Annotated in this window: 8 protein-coding genes; 3 read left to right on the top strand and 5 right to left on the bottom strand. The window is 50.5% G+C overall.

Annotated elements, in window-relative coordinates; genetic code table 11:
* Positions 1-124: 124 nt before the first annotated feature.
* From AC6I1V_RS03405 to AC6I1V_RS03395, 3 genes are all read left to right on the top strand, one after another.
* The gene (locus AC6I1V_RS03405; RefSeq protein WP_497736852.1) at positions 125-1,426 is read left to right on the top strand and encodes an AAA family ATPase; all 1,302 of its coding nucleotides are present in this window, start codon (positions 125-127) and stop codon (positions 1,424-1,426) included.
* 928 nt (positions 1,427-2,354) lie between these two features.
* A complete protein-coding gene (locus tag AC6I1V_RS03400) occupies positions 2,355-12,821 on the top strand; it encodes a VCBS domain-containing protein (protein WP_497736851.1) in 10,467 nt (3,488 codons plus the stop codon).
* A 223-nt stretch (positions 12,822-13,044) separates the two neighbouring features.
* The gene (locus AC6I1V_RS03395) at positions 13,045-14,175 is read left to right on the top strand and encodes a glycosyltransferase family protein (RefSeq protein WP_497736850.1); all 1,131 of its coding nucleotides are present in this window, start codon (positions 13,045-13,047) and stop codon (positions 14,173-14,175) included.
* Positions 14,176-14,217: 42 nt separating this feature from the next.
* Here the strand turns inward: AC6I1V_RS03395 and AC6I1V_RS03390 are convergent, their stop codons facing one another.
* The 5 genes from AC6I1V_RS03390 to AC6I1V_RS03370 form a co-directional block, all read right to left on the bottom strand.
* The gene (locus AC6I1V_RS03390; protein WP_497736849.1) at positions 14,218-14,841 is read right to left on the bottom strand and encodes a hypothetical protein; all 624 of its coding nucleotides are present in this window, start codon (positions 14,839-14,841) and stop codon (positions 14,218-14,220) included.
* A 565-nt stretch (positions 14,842-15,406) separates the two neighbouring features.
* Entirely contained in the window at positions 15,407-15,832 is a 426-nt protein-coding gene (locus AC6I1V_RS03385) for a hypothetical protein (RefSeq protein ID WP_497736848.1), read from the bottom strand.
* Positions 15,833-15,887: 55 nt separating this feature from the next.
* Positions 15,888-16,181 carry a hypothetical protein gene (locus AC6I1V_RS03380; RefSeq protein ID WP_497736847.1) on the bottom strand — a complete coding sequence of 98 codons (294 nt, stop codon included), beginning with the start codon at positions 16,179-16,181 and terminating at the stop codon, positions 15,888-15,890.
* Positions 16,182-16,197: 16 nt separating this feature from the next.
* Positions 16,198-16,827: a YagK/YfjJ domain-containing protein gene (locus tag AC6I1V_RS03375; RefSeq protein ID WP_497736846.1), complete on the bottom strand. Its 630-nt coding sequence runs from the start codon at positions 16,825-16,827 to the stop codon at positions 16,198-16,200.
* Between the two features lie 913 nt (positions 16,828-17,740).
* Positions 17,741-18,265 (bottom strand): hypothetical protein, encoded by a 525-nt coding sequence (locus AC6I1V_RS03370; RefSeq protein WP_497736845.1) that lies wholly within the window; start codon positions 18,263-18,265, stop codon positions 17,741-17,743.
* Between the last annotated feature and the right edge of the window lie 128 nt (positions 18,266-18,393).

Below are 18,393 nucleotides of genomic sequence, written 5' to 3'. Positions count from 1 at the left end.
ACTGTTCTCATTTGCCCTGATGAATATATTTTCGACATAATTAGCAATCAACATAGGTGGTTGAAATCGTGCATGCTGGTGACGACATATAGTTCTGTTGAAGAAACGGATTGGAGTGTCCTGCATGGATTATCTCCTGTCATTTTGCCGCATAGTACTGAGGAAGGTTGCCGCGAGGCCTATCGGCTTTATCGAATACTGGAAACACAGGGCATTTAGCACTCGATTCATAAACAGACTACAGGCTGAAAAATATGACGATTGGGCCCTTGGAAAGGATTTACGTAAAGCTTTATCCGACTCTGTAACACCACTTAGAATTGGGGATTTTGCAGCCTTTTGTAAAAAAGAATACGCTGTGGATCCTCCAGTAGGTATTTTGCCGAAAGCTGTCTCTCTACTGGAGCTGAGCTCAGGTACGGAACGCGAGATTCTTCTTGATAGACTTCTTCGGTTGGGAGATCAGATGATCTTGTACGCGAGGCGAGGAGTAAGAAAAAGCTTGCTCTCTGCCTTCCTGATGGTTTGCTTTGCCTCTGGGAAAAAAGCGCTTGATGGGAAAATTTGTCCTTCGAGGCCGTACCGTGTTCCTCTCATTGATGGAGAGTTGTCCGAGGGTGATCTGCAACAGCGTTTCCGTGCCATATGCAGCGGATTGGGGCTTTCTAAAGACGTTCTTTCTAACATTATGGTGAGAAGTGCGATTCATGAGAGAAAAGATCTTGTTCTCGATACGGAGAATGGTTGGGCGGATCTTGAACCGGATATGTGGCTTGCCGATATTATTGTGGTCGACAGTCTTTTCTTGGCATTTCCGTCCGCGATGGGGACAGATTTTTCTGGAACCGCGCGTTTGAATGATTTTTATGGGTGGTGCAAGAGAAGAGTGAAAACAGCCATCGTTGTTGATCACCAGGGGAAAAAAGGTGATACGCCGTTTGGATCTATGGGGAAGGACATCGGACTGGATGTAGTTCTTCAGCTGATTGGTGAAAAACAAGACAAGACTCTGAAGATTATGAAGTGTAGGAATTTTTCGACACATTCTGACAGCTGGAAGAAATTTCGGATCAGCGAGACGGGGGATAGAATTTTTTTTGAAGGGCAACAACTAGCATCTCTTTCAACTCATGAAGACAATTGCTCTTCTTCCGAATCCAATGAGGAAGAATTCCAAGAGATTGATGAGGCAAGTTCTCTGGACGACACCAGTAGGGAAATCCTGAAGTATGTCACGGAACATTCCAATCTGTCACAGAAAGAAATAGTAGAAAATTTGGTCAAGGTTAATGTCGCAAGCAGGAGTACAATCTATAAGAGGCTTTCTCTATTGAAAGAAAAGGGCCTTATTCCTTCTGGGCTTAAACGGGATAACGATGCAGAGGAGATAGCCAAAGAGTCTTCTACGGAAGATGTCGACGAGTAGTTTTCATCTGTCCAGTCTTGGTATCATGCTCCCCTAAGGGGAGCATGATGGTGAACGGACGAGACTGGAAGATTGGAGGTCAGGCTCTTTTACTACATTCTAACTTTTTATATTAAACATAATATATTGAAATAAAAATATTTTTGTATTTTATTCTCGATCCACCTCGAAATTTCCTTCCTTTTGAAAGGTTCAAAAAATTTTTTCTGGACGGACTTGGCCTGTTTTTAAAGGCTGTGTCATAGAAAACGGTTGATGCTTTATCTCTTGAAATTCAAAAGGGATAACCAACAAAATCCCCCGGTCATGGAGCCCGCCAGCGGAAAATTGGAGAAAAAGCATATATTTTTCAGTATATTGTCGAGACAAAACAACCATGTGCTATGACAGAGCCTTTTTAAAAAGAATGAAATATTAGCGGATATCACTGGAGAGTGTTGGCAACAATTGTGTGGGTGGGAGAAAGGTAAAACAGAAAAATTCCTTTTTAAGAGTTTTTTTTAAAAAAATAATATTTAATTTAAAATAGTTATAAAAATTCTGTCAAAAGGTTAATACCTTATCAAACATTTCCTCTTGACTTAATACGAAGGAAATGCGTAACATAAAGACGTTAGCCATATTGGTATTTGGCTTTATCGTTCCTGCTGGTATTGGAACTTGTGTGTGGAAAGACGCGTTACGTCTTTTTAAATACAAGTAACCAGGTGATATAGCAGGATTTTTTTATGCTCTCTCTCTCTCTCTCTCTCTCTCTCTCTCTCTCTCTCTCTCTCTCTCTCTCTCTTTCTCTCTTAATCGTTATCTTTTGGCGTAATCCTCCTTCCATTCCTCCGCCTGAATAAGCCCTGTCCGGTGTACTGCCGGCGCAGGGCTTTTTGCGTGGTAATCATTTTTTTCCAGCCCCTTCTTTTTCCAGGAGACAACCATGCCTGATGTGCGCCTTGTAAAGCCCGCTGCGGGTATATCCCAGAATATTGTTTGTGAACCGCAGGCCCGTTTCGTTTTTGATTTTCCTACGGATGCCGCTACACTGTCCCGTTCCGGAGACAATCTTGTCCTGACCTTCGAGGACGGGAGCAGTCTCCAGCTTGAAAATTTCTATACGGCCTATTCCAGCGAGAACATGCCTTCCTTCTCTGTGGAGGGAGTTGAGATTTCCGGTCAGGACTTCTTCGCGGCCATGAATGAACCCGACCTGATGCCTGCTGCCGGTCCTGCCTCCAATGCGGGGCAGGGAAACGGCGCCCGCTATCATGAGTACACAAGCGCAGACCTTCTTGACGGGCTTGACCGTCTTGACGGTCTGGATGTGGGCTGGACGGACAGCAATATCCCGTTTGACGATCTGGAAGCCTTTGGCACGGATGAAAGTTCCGCTGTTGACTATTCCGTCACCATCACTCCCGGTATCGGGAATAGTTTTCTTAGTGTCTCGGAAAAGGACTGGACTCCGGAAACGCACCCTGAAGCGTCCGGGAATATGCTCATCACCGCTCCCGATGGCGTTGCTTCCATTGTTTTTGGCGGCGTTACCATTTTTGAGAATGGCGCGATGACGGGTAATCTCGTCACTGTGGATGGAGGGCATTTCGAGTTTGCTTTCGATGAGTCTACTGGACGCCTTGACTATACCTTTGTTCTGGATGATGCGGCAACTCACGATAAGAGTCTCGGAAACGACGAGCAGGTTTCACACAACTTTACTATCACAGTAACGGACACGGATGGTGACAGTGCCAGCGGCGAAGTTCGGCTTGATATCATCGACGATATGCCGACCTTGACGGTGGGTGAGTTCTCCGGCGCGTACGGTGAAGGCATTGACGGTACGGTGAACTTCGGCTTCGGCGCGGACAACGGCGAAGGTGCGAAGATCGAGCTTTCCGTGAACGGCGGTGAAAAGGTTGCAGGCGTCAGCACTGACGGCGGCAAGACCTGGACGTTCACTGTGGAGGGCAAGACGGTGACGCTGAATGCGGAAACGGGTGAGTTCCACTATGACCTGCCTGCTTCCGGTTCCGATGCCGAATACAGCTTCCAGTTTACGGTGACGGACGCGGACGGCGACATGGTGAGTGCGCCTGAAGCTGTGAATGTCAAGGTGGAAGGCACCGACCTGTCCGGCATGAAGGGTAACGTGATTGGTGACGATGCCAACGTGCTTACCGAGACGGCAGTTTCCGTGACGATGCCTGAACTTCCTGCGGGCGTGACCCTGGTCGCGAACCAGACTGTGAACGTGACGGATGAGGACGGCACTGTGTACGGCCAGCTGATAGTGGATGCCGAGGGCAACGTGACGTTCAAGCAGACGGAAGCGTACAGCGGCGGGAAGCACGGCGAGCAGGGCGAAGAGCTCGCGACGGGCTTCAGCGGCAGCCTGAATGTGACCCTTGCGGACGGCACGGAGTCCAGCATCACTGTGGATGTGAGCATCCGTGACGATATGCCGACCTTGACGGTGGGTGAGTTCTCCGGCGCGTACGGTGAAGGCATTGACGGTACGGTGAACTTCGACTTCGGCGCGGACAACGGCGAAGGTGCGAAGATCGAGCTTTCCGTGAACGGCGATGAAAAGGTTGCAGGCGTCAGCACTGACGGCGGCAAGACCTGGACGTTCACTGTGGAGGGCAAGACGGTGACGCTGAATGCGGAAACGGGTGAGTTCCACTATGACCTGCCTGCTTCCGGTTCCGATGCCGAATACAGCTTCCAGTTTACGGTGACGGACGCGGACGGCGACATGGTGAGTGCGCCTGAAGCTGTGAATGTCAAGGTGGAAGGCACCGACCTGTCCGGCATGAAGGGTAACGTGATTGGTGACGATGCCAACGTGCTTACCGAGACGGCAGTTTCCGTGACGATGCCTGAACTTCCTGCGGGCGTGACCCTGGTCGCGAACCAGACTGTGAACGTGACGGATGAGGACGGCACTGTGTACGGCCAGCTGATAGTGGATGCCGAGGGCAACGTGACGTTCAAGCAGACGGAGGCGTACAGCGGCGGGAAGCACGGCACGCAGGGCGAAGAGCTCGCGACGGGCTTCAGCGGCAGCCTGAATGTGACCCTTGCGGACGGCACGGAGTCCAGCATCACTGTTGATGTGAGCATCCGTGACGATATGCCGACCTTGACGGTGGGTGAGTTCTCCGGCGCGTACGGTGAAGGCATTGACGGTACGGTGAACTTCGGCTTCGGCGCGGACAACGGCGAAGGCGCGAAAATCGAGCTTTCCGTGAACGGCGGTGAAAAGGTTGCAGGCGTCAGCACTGACGGCGGCAAGACCTGGACGTTCACTGTGGAGGGCAAGACGGTGACGCTGAATGCGGAAACGGGTGAGTTCCACTATGACCTGCCTGCTTCCGGTTCCGATGCCGAATACAGCTTCCAGTTCACGGTGACGGACGCGGACGGCGACGTGGTGAGTGCGCCTGAAGCTGTGAATGTCAAGGTGGAAGGCACCGACCTGTCCGGCATGAAGGGTAACGTAATTGGTGACGATGCCAACGTGCTTACCGAGACGGCAGTTTCCGTGACGATGCCTGAACTTCCTGCGGGCGTGACCCTGGTTGCGAACCAGACTGTGAACGTGACGGATACGGACGGCACTGTGTACGGCCAGCTGATAGTGGATGCCGAGGGCAACGTGACGTTCAAGCAGACGGAGGCATACAGCGGCGGGAAGCACGGCACGCAGGGCGAAGAGCTCGCGACGGGCTTCAGCGGCAGCCTGAATGTGACCCTTGCGGACGGTACGGAGTCCAGCATCACTGTTGATGTGAGCATCCGTGACGATATGCCGACCTTGACGGTGGGTGAGTTCTCCGGCGCGTACGGTGAAGGCATTGACGGTACGGTGAACTTCGGCTTCGGCGCGGACAACGGCGAAGGCGCGAAAATCGAGCTTTCCGTGAACGGCGGTGAAAAGGTTGCAGGCGTCAGCACTGACGGCGGCAAGACCTGGACGTTCACTGTAGAGGGCAAGACGATGACGCTGAATGCGGAAACGGGTGAGTTCCACTATGACCTGCCTGCTTCCGGTTCCGATGCCGAATACAGCTTCCAGTTTACGGTGACGGACGCGGACGGCGACATGGTGAGTGCGCCTGAAGCTGTGAATGTCAAGGTGGAAGGCACCGACCTGTCCGGCATGAAGGGTAACGTGATTGGTGACGATGCCAACGTGCTTACCGAGACGGCAGTTTCCGTGACGATGCCTGAACTTCCTGCGGGCGTGACCCTGGTCGCGAACCAGACTGTGAACGTGACGGATACGGACGGCACTGTGTACGGTCAGCTGATAGTGGATGCCGAGGGCAACGTGACGTTCAAGCAGACGGAGGCATACAGCGGCGGGAAGCACGGCACGCAGGGCGAAGAGCTCGCGACGGGCTTCAGCGGCAGCCTGAATGTGACCCTTGCGGACGGCACGGAGTCCAGCATCACTGTTGATGTGAGCATCCGTGACGATATGCCGACCTTGACGGTGGGTGAGTTCTCCGGCGCGTACGGTGAAGGCATTGACGGTACGGTGAACTTCGGCTTCGGCGCGGACAACGGCGAAGGCGCGAAAATCGAGCTTTCCGTGAACGGCGGTGAAAAGGTTGCAGGCGTCAGCACTGACGGCGGCAAGACCTGGACGTTCACTGTGGAGGGCAAGACGGTGACGCTGAATGCGGAAACGGGTGAGTTCCACTATGACCTGCCTGCTTCCGGTTCCGATGCCGAATACAGCTTCCAGTTCACGGTGACGGACGCGGACGGCGACGTGGTGAGTGCGCCTGAAGCTGTGAATGTCAAGGTGGAAGGCACCGACCTGTCCGGCATGAAGGGTAACGTGATTGGTGACGATGCCAACGTGCTTACCGAGACGGCAGTTTCCGTGACGATGCCTGAACTTCCTGCGGGCGTGACCCTGGTCGCGAACCAGACTGTGAACGTGACGGATACGGACGGCACTGTGTACGGTCAGCTGATAGTGGATGCCGAGGGCAACGTGACGTTCAAGCAGACGGAGGCATACAGCGGCGGGAAGCACGGCACGCAGGGCGAAGAGCTCGCGACGGGCTTCAGCGGCAGCCTGAATGTGACCCTTGCGGACGGTACGGAGTCCAGCATCACTGTTGATGTGAGCATCCGTGACGATATGCCGACCTTGACGGTGGGTGAGTTCTCCGGCGCGTACGGTGAAGGCATTGACGGTACGGTGAACTTCGGCTTCGGCGCGGACAACGGCGAAGGCGCGAAAATCGAGCTTTCCGTGAACGGCGGTGAAAAGGTTGCAGGCGTCAGCACTGACGGCGGCAAGACCTGGACGTTCACTGTGGAGGGCAAGACGGTGACGCTGAATGCGGAAACGGGTGAGTTCCACTATGACCTGCCTGCTTCCGGTTCCGATGCCGAATACAGCTTCCAGTTCACGGTGACGGACGCGGACGGCGACGTGGTGAGTGCGCCTGAAGCTGTGAATGTCAAGGTGGAAGGCACCGACCTGTCCGGCATGAAGGGTAACGTAATTGGTGACGATGCCAACGTGCTTACCGAGACGGCAGTTTCCGTGACGATGCCTGAACTTCCTGCGGGCGTGACCCTGGTTGCGAACCAGACTGTGAACGTGACGGATACGGACGGCACTGTGTACGGTCAGCTGATAGTGGATGCCGAGGGCAACGTGACGTTCAAGCAGACGGAGGCATACAGCGGCGGGAAGCACGGCACGCAGGGCGAAGAGCTCGCGACGGGCTTCAGCGGCAGCCTGAATGTGACCCTTGCGGACGGTACGGAGTCCAGCATCACTGTTGATGTGAGCATCCGTGACGATATGCCGACCTTGACGGTGGGTGAGTTCTCCGGCGCGTACGGTGAAGGCATTGACGGTACGGTGAACTTCGGCTTCGGCGCGGACAACGGCGAAGGCGCGAAAATCGAGCTTTCCGTGAACGGCGGTGAAAAGGTTGCAGGCGTCAGCACTGACGGCGGCAAGACCTGGACGTTCACTGTGGAGGGCAAGACGGTGACGCTGAATGCGGAAACGGGTGAGTTCCACTATGACCTGCCTGCTTCCGGTTCCGATGCCGAATACAGCTTCCAGTTCACGGTGACGGACGCGGACGGCGACGTGGTGAGTGCGCCAGAAGCTGTGAATGTCAAGGTGGAAGGCACCGACCTGTCCGGCATGAAGGGTAACGTAATTGGTGACGATGCCAACGTGCTTACCGAGACGGCAGTTTCCGTGACGATGCCTGAACTTCCTGCGGGCGTGACCCTGGTTGCGAACCAGACTGTGAACGTGACGGATACGGACGGCACTGTGTACGGCCAGCTGATAGTGGATGCCGAGGGCAACGTGACGTTCAAGCAGACGGAGGCATACAGCGGCGGGAAGCACGGCACGCAGGGCGAAGAGCTCGCGACGGGCTTCAGCGGCAGCCTGAATGTGACCCTTGCGGACGGTACGGAGTCCAGCATCACTGTTGATGTGAGCATCCGTGACGATATGCCGACCTTGACGGTGGGTGAGTTCTCCGGCGCGTACGGTGAAGGCATTGACGGTACGGTGAACTTCGGCTTCGGCGCGGACAACGGCGAAGGTGCGAAGATCGAGCTTTCCGTGAACGGCGGTGAAAAGGTTGCAGGCGTCAGCACTGACGGCGGCAAGACCTGGACGTTCACTGTAGAGGGCAAGACGATGACGCTGAATGCGGAAACGGGTGAGTTCCACTATGACCTGCCTGCTTCCGGTTCCGATGCCGAATACAGCTTCCAGTTCACGGTGACGGACGCGGACGGCGACGTGGTGAGTGCGCCTGAAGCTGTGAATGTCAAGGTGGAAGGCACCGACCTGTCCGGCATGAAGGGTAACGTGATTGGTGACGATGCCAACGTGCTTACCGAGACGGCAGTTTCCGTGACGATGCCTGAACTTCCTGCGGGCGTGACCCTGGTCGCGAACCAGACTGTGAACGTGACGGATGAGGACGGCACTGTGTACGGCCAGCTGATTGTGGACGCTGAAGGTAACGTGACGTTCAAGCAGACGGAAGCGTACAGCGGCGGGAAGCACGGCGAGCAGGGCGAAGAGCTCGCGACGGGCTTCAGCGGCAGCCTGAATGTGACCCTTGCGGACGGCACGGAGTCCAGCATCACTGTTGATGTGAGCATCCGTGACGATATGCCGACCTTGACGGTGGGTGAGTTCTCCGGCGCGTACGGTGAAGGCATTGACGGTACGGTGAACTTCGGCTTCGGCGCGGACAACGGCGAAGGCGCGAAAATCGAGCTTTCCGTGAACGGCGGTGAAAAGGTTGCAGGCGTCAGCACTGACGGCGGCAAGACCTGGACGTTCACTGTGGAGGGCAAGACGGTGACGCTGAATGCGGAAACGGGTGAGTTCCACTATGACCTGCCTGCTTCCGGTTCCGATGCCGAATACAGCTTCCAGTTCACGGTGACGGACGCGGACGGCGACGTGGTGAGTGCGCCTGAAGCTGTGAATGTCAAGGTGGAAGGCACCGACCTGTCCGGCATGAAGGGTAACGTGATTGGTGACGATGCCAACGTGCTTACCGAGACGGCAGTTTCCGTGACGATGCCTGAACTTCCTGCGGGCGTGACCCTGGTCGCGAACCAGACTGTGAACGTGACGGATACGGACGGCACTGTGTACGGTCAGCTGATAGTGGATGCCGAGGGCAACGTGACGTTCAAGCAGACGGAGGCATATAGCGGCGGGAAGCACGGCACGCAGGGCGAAGAGCTCGCGACGGGCTTCAGCGGCAGCCTGAATGTGACCCTTGCGGACGGCACGGAGTCCAGCATCACTGTGGATGTGAGCATCCGTGACGATATGCCGATTATCGAGGCTTCTACTCCATCAACTTCCATAACTCCCGGAGGATCGGGCAATAATCTGGTAGAATCCGATGAGGTTATCTCCTTCACTGAAGGAAATAAGGGTGAGGATGTCCGGAAAACCTGGTGGAATGGTCAGGTTGAGATCAGTGCCGCCAAAGTTACCTACGAGGGGACCGATTCCTTGGGACATCCGAGCATAAGTGAGGAGAACCCTGAAGGTATGAGTCTTGGTTACAGCTTCTATAACGGAGGAGCAAAGCAATATTATAAGAATAGGCCTCCTCAGGAAGATATAGATAGCGGGATTGCTCAGAGGGATAATGACGGCAAATGGTATCGCGAGGCTCCCAAATCGGACTGGGGCCTGACGGTCAATGGTGGTGAAGGTGATGGAGAGATCCAGGCCTCTGATGATAATACGAGTGAGGCGGTAGTCATTAATCTTAAGGGATATGCCTATGGCATGACCATTAATTTCGGAGCATTCTTCGCAGGTAAGTCGAATCCGGACGACCCCGCAGCAGGCACCGGATACGATACCGTATCCGAAAAGGCGCTTATCACGTTCTATAAGGATGGAAAGCTGGTTTATTCCACCGTTGTGGAGGGAACCAACAGTGGTGAGTTTACGTTCAATACCGGTGATGTTGTTCTTGAGGGCTTTGACAAGGTAGTCATTTCTGCTGTGGATAATGGAGAAAACAGCGACTTCACCATTCAGGGCTTTGACTTTATCACCAAGCGCGACGACGCCATCATTGTCAGTAAGGGCGAAGTGAAGGCGGAATCCGGTGCGGACGGCTTCGCAGATGCCTATATGGAAGTCCATGCCGGTTTTGACCTTGAAAGCATTGTCACCAAGGCGAACGGCAATATGGGTGATGACGGCACGGGTACCATTGAGGTGCAGGTGAATGGGGAAACCTATATCGCCACGCTGCAAGTCAGCACCGGGTCATCCTCCGGGGAATCAATCCTGACCGCGACGCTGAGTGGCGGGTCTGGGACCGGTAGCCTTAATGGCCAGCAACTTTTCACCGCAACGCTGGACAAGGACGGCAACTGGAGCATGGAGCAGTACGAGCAGTTCCGTGTGGATAACGGAACCGGCGACTTATCCAACGAGTTCGAGCTTGTATTCAAGACCGAAGACGCCGACGGCGATGTGGCGACAACCACTGTCAACGTGCCGCTGGAAGTGAAGAGTCAGGAAGCAAACGACAGCGGGGATGCCATTGGCAATAGCGACGACAGAATCACCATTGCCGGTGATGACGGCGTTGCCGGAACCGTGGCCGCAGGCGACAGCGGCGGCATGACCGAAGGCCAGCAGATTGAGGCCAACTACAATGTCTGCTTCATTCTGGATATGTCCTCATCCATGAGTAGTAATAGAGTGGATGGAAGGGATTCTGATACCCGTCTGGAGGCTGCGGAAAAATCTATCCAGAACTTTATCAAGAGCATTGAAAGTAATAGTGACTTTACCGACGGAAGCGTGACCATTGCAGTCATTCCTTTTGCCGAACGGGCTGGGAATTCCATCGAAATAACAGTTAACAGGGTGGACGGTAAAACATCCTACAGTTATGGCGGGCAGGATAACCTGACCTTTGAACAGCTCAGCATAAACTTGAAGAGTGCTATCGACCAGGCACGTGTTGGCAACGACAATACTACGGCTTATGGGCCTGCCTTTGAGGCGGCTGCCAACTGGTTTGACGGGCTGGGTAACAGTGTCGAAAACGCTACAGGGAATATCACCTATTTCCTGACGGACGGATGTCCCGCCCCTGCAGGCAGCAATGAGGCTGGCATAGAGGATTACCAGAAGGCATGGAATGGCTACCAGAAGCTCCTGGCTGCCCAGGGTGATGGCCACATCGATATCCATGCCATCGGTTTTGGCAATAGTCTGTCTGAAACGGACATGGAAAACCTTGCCATGTTTGACAACACGGGCACGCAGGAAGGCAACGCCTATGCTGCCAAGGGCTGGTTTGACGCTGACGATGGCATTTATGCCCCCTATGGTGTGGAATACCAGAAGCCGGACAGGATTGATAACGGGGAAACCTATTATGTCCAGCTTGATGACGGACGCTGGCAGGAAGTGAGTTATCAGAAGGTAGGAGGCGGCATATTCGGTGGAGGCAAGAGTGAGTGGGGCTACTACACTGGCACATGGCCCAACTATGAATGGAACAAGGTAAACAGGAATGACCTTTATGAGCAGGTTCCCGTTTCAGGAGAGGGAGGCGTCAGCCAGAAGGTGACGGATGCGGACAGCCTGACCGCCGCCTTTGAAAGCGGCTTCAAACCGGGGGCGCTGGCCTCTGCCGGTAACGACACCATCACGGCGGAAGAGTCCGCTTCGTCCGTCATCGTTTACGGTGACGTGATGAATACGGACATGCTGCTGAACAACCTGAACGGAGCCAGTAGCAACATCGCGGCAGCGCTTGTAGCGGCCGACATCGACTTCGGTTCCGGTTCCAAAGTGTTCCAGTGGCTGGAAGAGCATGGCAACAGCGATCTGCTCAAAGGCACGGACTATGAAGGCTGGTCGCACGGCGATACCGTTAAGTACATGCTGGAACACCATGAAGAGCTTGGCTACGAGACCCGCGTGGACGGAGATGGCAAGCCCTACCTTGTAGATGCGAGCGGCAATGTCCTGAATATGGACGGGACGAGTGCGCACGTCTCCCTGGATGAGCTTACCGGCCGTACCGGTGGCGATGATGTCATTACCGGCAGCGGGGCTGATGACTTTATCTTCGGTCAGGAAGGTGACGACATCATCAGCGGCGGCCTTGGCAATGATGCCCTCTATGGAGGGACGGGCGACGATATTCTCTTTGGTGATGAGGACATATTAAGCTCGGTAAGGAATGTCCTGAATATTAGTGATGACTCTGACATCATTGGAGCCATAAAAGATACCGCCAATGATGAGGATGCTCTTACAAAGTTTATTAATGCTGTGGAAGGTGCAGGGAATGGCGGCGACGATCAGCTCTTCGGCGGTTCCGGCGATGACCTTCTGTTCGGTATGGGAGGAAATGATTACCTCTCCGGTGGAGAAGGAGAGGATTTCCTCTTCGGCGGTTCTGGAAATGACATCATTGTCTATGACAAGAATGACTATCTGGTAGACGGCGGTTCCGGCATCGACTTCATGGTGTCCAACGAGCCGTTGACGCTGGATGACATTCTGAACAACGAGAATACCAATGCCGGGCCTCTTGTGAACAGCATTGAAGTGCTCATCACCGGCGAAGGGGCGCTTGACCTGACCAATATAAATCAGCTTGCCGAAAAGTACGGCATCACGCTTGGAGAAAATGCTGACGGTGAGGAAACGCTCTCTCTGGACATGAGCAAATGGACACAGGACGGCGAAACCAATACCTATACCTCCAATGATGGAAGGTTGACTCTGGAGACGAATCTGGAACGGGTGGACATGGACGGGCAGGATGATGCTCAGATTCAGCAGCATATGTTCATCCTCCAGAATGGACAGGGCTCGTAACCTTTTCATATGCGCTGGAGCGGTTCAGAAGAACCGCTCCGGCTTTTTTTACATCTGTTCTCCGGTTCCGGCGGCTCTTTCGATTGCCGGTATATCTCTGGCAGTCATGCTGCGCCGGATCGCGGGCGGCAATATGGACATCCCGTTCCGTCATGTGTCCGGAGTGTGAGGGTATATGCGTATTCTTTTTTGTAATGTCAGTTATCCCGGTAGGTTCGGAAGAATGCCTTCCGACCTGGCTGCCGACCCCACAAACGAGGTGATGTTCCTTTCCTTCCATCCAAAGAAAGATAACGCATCATCCGGCATTATTCACGCCCGTCTGAACCTCAACAGGGATCGCGGACGTATGCCGCGGGGCGACGATACCTTTGTGATGGAATGGGAAAAGATGTTCAGCCTGGGGAAGCAGGCTTTACAGACCTTTCTGCATATTCGAGATTCGGGATTTATTCCTGATATGATATTCGTCTCGTTTTTTGACGGCCCCGCTCTCTTCCTTCGGCACATTTTCCCACAGGCCTTCATCGTGTCCTATTTCAACGGCTTCAGGAGCAAACTCGCCGATGACGGAAAACTGCTGGCTGTCATGGATCTCCAAAGGGCGATGGCCGCGCAGAGTGACCTTTACTTCGTGCGTTCGGAAGTACAGAAAAACTCTTTCCCGCCCGTGCTCCATCCGGTCATCCACGTATGGCCGCCCTATGTGGATACGGCTCTTTTCCACCCCATGCCCCGTGACCTTTCCCTGTTTTTTCCCCATGAAGCACCAAACTCAGACAAGGAACTGGTGACAGGGCACATGAAAGGAACAGGCCGTTCCCAAAAAGAACTGATGTGGGTCATTTTTGATCTGCTTGAATGCCGTCCTCATTGCCTTGCGGCGCTTACGTTTGAGAGCGAAGCGTCCAAAAAGCAATGGCAACAGGTAATATACGCCCTGCCGAAGCATGTGCGGCAACGCATTTTCTTGGCGGGAGGCCTCGACATCGAGAGGTATCATCACCTGTTATGTTCCAGTTCCGTGTATGTTTTTCCCGAATACAGCAATTCTCCGTTACAGGGGATGCTCGAAACCATGAGTTGCGAAACTCTGCTGATGACGCCGGTACAGGAAGGCGCGGATTTTCTTTTCCTGCCGGAAAAAACGATGCTCGCCTACCCTGAAGAGGGCAGGGAAAAACAACGGGAAGCGATCTGCCGCGTCCTTGACCATTTGGAAGAATATGATTCCGTGCGGCAAAAAGGCAGGGAGGTGATCGCGAAAAAATGCGACGAGCGGGTCGTTTTGGGGGAACATCTGGATTTTGTCATGAAAGAGTATGAAAAGTTTACCCGTTTAAGCAGAGTCTGATTCTACTTCATTGCTTTCGGGTAATCTGTCGATTTTTTGCTCTTATCTCATACGGATTCCGGGAATCCTTCGCAACGCCTGATTCTTTTCGGTGACCTCCGCCTTGTGATTTATCACCATCTGTGTTTCTTCGGCTGTTTTGCCTTTGGCGGAAATATTTTCTTTGAGCAGTCGTTCCGTATCGAGCAAGGTATAGGTGTTTCCTTCTATTTTCGAAGATTTCCAAGCTAGCTCAACGGTCAGGCGTTCAAATTCCTTTTTCAGGAGTCCAGGTGATAACCTTGCCTTTTTCTGTCTGAAAGACTCATTCAAACTGGTCAGTTCCGCAATCTCATTGGCAGTCAGGAGCTGATATAATTCTCTAAATACATCGAAGTTAAATCTCTCACTCCGCAGTTCTCGTTCATCGATGTCTTTGGCGAAATAGGCTTCGACATTGATTGGAAATGTCTGGGTCGAGTGGACACTCAGCGCATATTTGGTGGCTTTGCCTGCTCCTGATTTTTTAACCAAGTTGGCGGAAATCAGTTTGTCCAGATCGCGCAGGAGTGTGATCTTTGAGCCTGTATGTCCCTGTTGGTGTAGATACCGCTCAATCGCCTCACGGGAAGAGGGCCCCTGATTTCTTAGGTACATAAGGATGAAATCTTGACGTTTGTTGGTCATGGTTGCCTCCCTCAATTCGTATCATTTTGTTTTAAATTCGTATCGTTTTTGAAACGAATACTCAAGTTTTTCATACTGTAAAGAGGAGCTATCTCATAACTTGGGACTACGCGCCACGCGACTGCCTTGAAAGATGCCGGTACACCTCCAGTTTGAAACTGTCCGATGCTCAACAAAAAGCCGGGCATCAGCATGGCATGAACCGCAAGAATGTCGTGTTGCGAGGAAGGGGGGCTGTTTCCAGATGTTTATGTGTACTGAAACCATACGAACTCATTGAATTTCAAAAAGTTGACCCAATATATGTATTCCGCTCAGGACCGCTGTGGCCTGCTCCAGAGTAAGAGCGTTGTTTTCAATGGATAAGGAGGTATGGATGATCCAAATCCGGTTTTCCTTACACAGGAAGGGAGAAGCCGAACGCTTGTATTTCATGTTTAGATTCCGTTTCTGCAAAAATATAAGCCAGATGAGTGCATTTAGCAGATGGTTGAGAAACAGGGTATCCGATGGCATTCGGATACCCTGTTGTCGGACTAGCGTGGTTTGGTAAGGAGTTCTTTGATCAGGCTATCAGCCTCGTATCCCTTGAGGTCTTGTAACTGTTTGCCAAAACGGGAAGCAGCAAGCTCTTCGGGATTTTTCCTTTGTTCCTGAGCCTTGTTGCGAATGAGGGAGAGCTGGTTACGGCTGGCAGGCTTGCCTCCTCCCCGGAATCTATTCTTATCGTCCTGAGAGGCATTTTGAGAGATGTTTTGATGATTTTGGATATAGGATCAGCTTTTTGTTTAACAACGTTTATAACCCTGTTTTTAGCGATTTCAAGAGTATCTTCGTTTTCAAAAGGAGAACGAGGAGATGCGGAACAAACATCACTTACGATTCTTCCATCTGGCATGACTATACTTGCAGACACAATTGCAATCCTTCCATTCTTATCGGTGGGAAGCTGAAGTACATGAACAGAAATTGAATTCAAAACATCAAACATAGAAATTTTCTCCTGTAAAAATGGTTTTGAAAAGCACTCCATCGCCTAGTCCAAGTCAAAATGTTCTGAATGGTGTTGAATTGGGCATATAATGGAAAGTGTTTTCTTTTTTTATATCAGGAGCGTTATGTTTCATTTTTCCTCGTAGCCATTGAAGAAAAGAATCTCTTTCATATCCAATTTTCTTGTCAATCTTGACTTTCACAGTAGGACCAGTCCCAAGAGCATCAGCATTCGACATGCTTTTCGCAGAAAAGATTCTTCCAATCTTCTCTGAAGCAAATTCTCTTGTAAAAACTGGAGGCAGTTCCTTACGCAATTGCTCAAAGAATACTTCATCTCCAAACATGATTTTTCTCCTTTTGTTATGGCCTAGGAAGCCTTGAATACCCATATCGCCATGCATGTTTATCAAGGCCATCTTTGCTGAAGGTTTTAGCAAGATAGCTCCCAGAGCGAAATGCTACATCTCTTTTCATAGAGAAATCTTCTTTATTTCTGTCAATGATGATTCCATTGTCGTATTCAGGTTCTCTTTTGTCACTTAAACAGTAATGAACAAGACCATTTTCATTCGTTTTTAAAATATTTTTCCATGTTTCATTTGTTATATTGAAAATAGTAAATTTATTCTTTATGGCATTTGCATTAATCCAGAGAAGAAAATGATAATGAGGAAAACAAGAATCATGAATCTCCCTGACCCAAAGGTACAAAGGATCAACTCTATGAGTTGCTATGACCATTCGTTTCAGCCTTCGTGAAAGGTTATAACTGAAATCAGATATATGGTCAGGAGAAGGAAGAATAGAGCCATCAGAAGGGTAGTGAAGATCAAAACGAATTTGCATGATCTTGCTATGTTCTGCTAAAGAAAAATCCATAAGTTCTTTTTGCTTTCTCAAGATGTCAATAAACTTACTTTCAGTGTCATCTCTTGAAGGAAGGATTTGCAATCCATCAAAAACATCTTCAAATGTAACCTTTCTTTTCATGAGAACTCCTTTTGTTTAATTTCATATTCTCATGAGCATATGTTAAAAATGAAATGTGATCTTTATGTGAGATAATTCTCTTTATTTCACTACTTGTTGTGGTTGGTTATAAATAGCTATGCTTTTACTTCTCTCACACCTGTGTGGTGTGAGGTTAATGTTATCTCTTTTTTTCTATCTTCTGTTCTCTTTTTTATTATCTTTCTTATTCTTTTTATGTTTTATATTGTCTTTCTTCTTTGTTGTTATCTTTTATTTGTCTTTGTTTATTCTTTTTTAGTAATACAATCAGACCTAGAAAATATATTCAAAAATTGTGATGAAAATTTTCATTATAAGTGTGTCCTTATCGTGAAGGATTATGGCAAACTAGGCATATTATACGATAAAAACTTGGCGGATTTATATCAAAAAAAGTCCATCCCTTTTTATGGGGATGGACTGTATATTGATTGAAAAATAGAAATTTAAAATCTGCTAGGGAACAGTTTTATACAGAAAAATAATTTTGAGAGCTTTCAATCCACTAAGGCATTTATATTGATTCTTTCAATACTCTGTCTGGTTTTAGTCAAAATCATCGTATTTTCTTCAAACCAGAGAATATCTTCAAGAATAGCAATATCAGAAACCGTCAGAGGAATATTTTCCTGCAATTTGCGCAATGCAGGATTATCTTGGTGTTGTCGAATATAAAAGCTGACTTTTATGTTATAATTCTGAAGGTCATCATTTTCAAGTTCTGACTCTTTCCACTCAATAGAAAGTAATTTATCCGAAAAATCTGTCTCGTACAGAACTTGTTTTCTGTTTGCAGTTTTAATTGATAATTTGATGTGATTATTGTTTTTATCTAGTTTTTTTGAGTTTTAATAGCATAAAATGCTCTTTAGCAACTATGAATTTTATATCCTTATTTGTTTTCCAATTTGTTTTGGATGTAAGCTAGTCTATTAAAAAATATGCTTATATCTACTCCTGTCACAGCGACCATACTCAGGGCTGTCATAACGGCAGGTTCTTGACGACCTTTCTCCGTATTAAGGATATTTCGGAGTGTGTAGCCTGTTGCGTCACTGATAGCCTGTTGTGTGATCCGGTTAGCAATGCGGATTTGCCTGAAAAATGGTCCAAATAGGCATTTGCACTCTTTCCATGCCTCTTCTTCATCTACTTCTTGCCATAGCCGGGGCATGATCTCGTGCCGCATCAAATTCGCTTCCTTAGCTAAGTCGGCAAAAAAGAAGCCGACATTGCTCCCCATTGCGGAGACAAGCCGTACTGCAAGCATCACCCCCGGCTGGAGCTCTCCCCCCTCGATCTTTTGGATACTCCGAGGATGGATCTCGGCAAGAATAGATAGTTTCCATTGGGAATATCCCGATTGTCTGCGGTATTCACGGAATATTCTCGCAAGTATTTGTTTTAATTCTTCCATCTTTTCATATTTGACGGAAGCATTAAAAAAAGCTAGACGATTAAAAAGGCTACGCCTTATATATCCATAAAGAAAATTTTACAAAAACTCCTTGGTATTATGCTGGATGGAATCCAATAAAACCGACT

This window comes from Bilophila sp. T19-St14, assembly GCF_059728385.1.
This window is presented reverse-complemented; position numbering and strand designations above follow the sequence as displayed.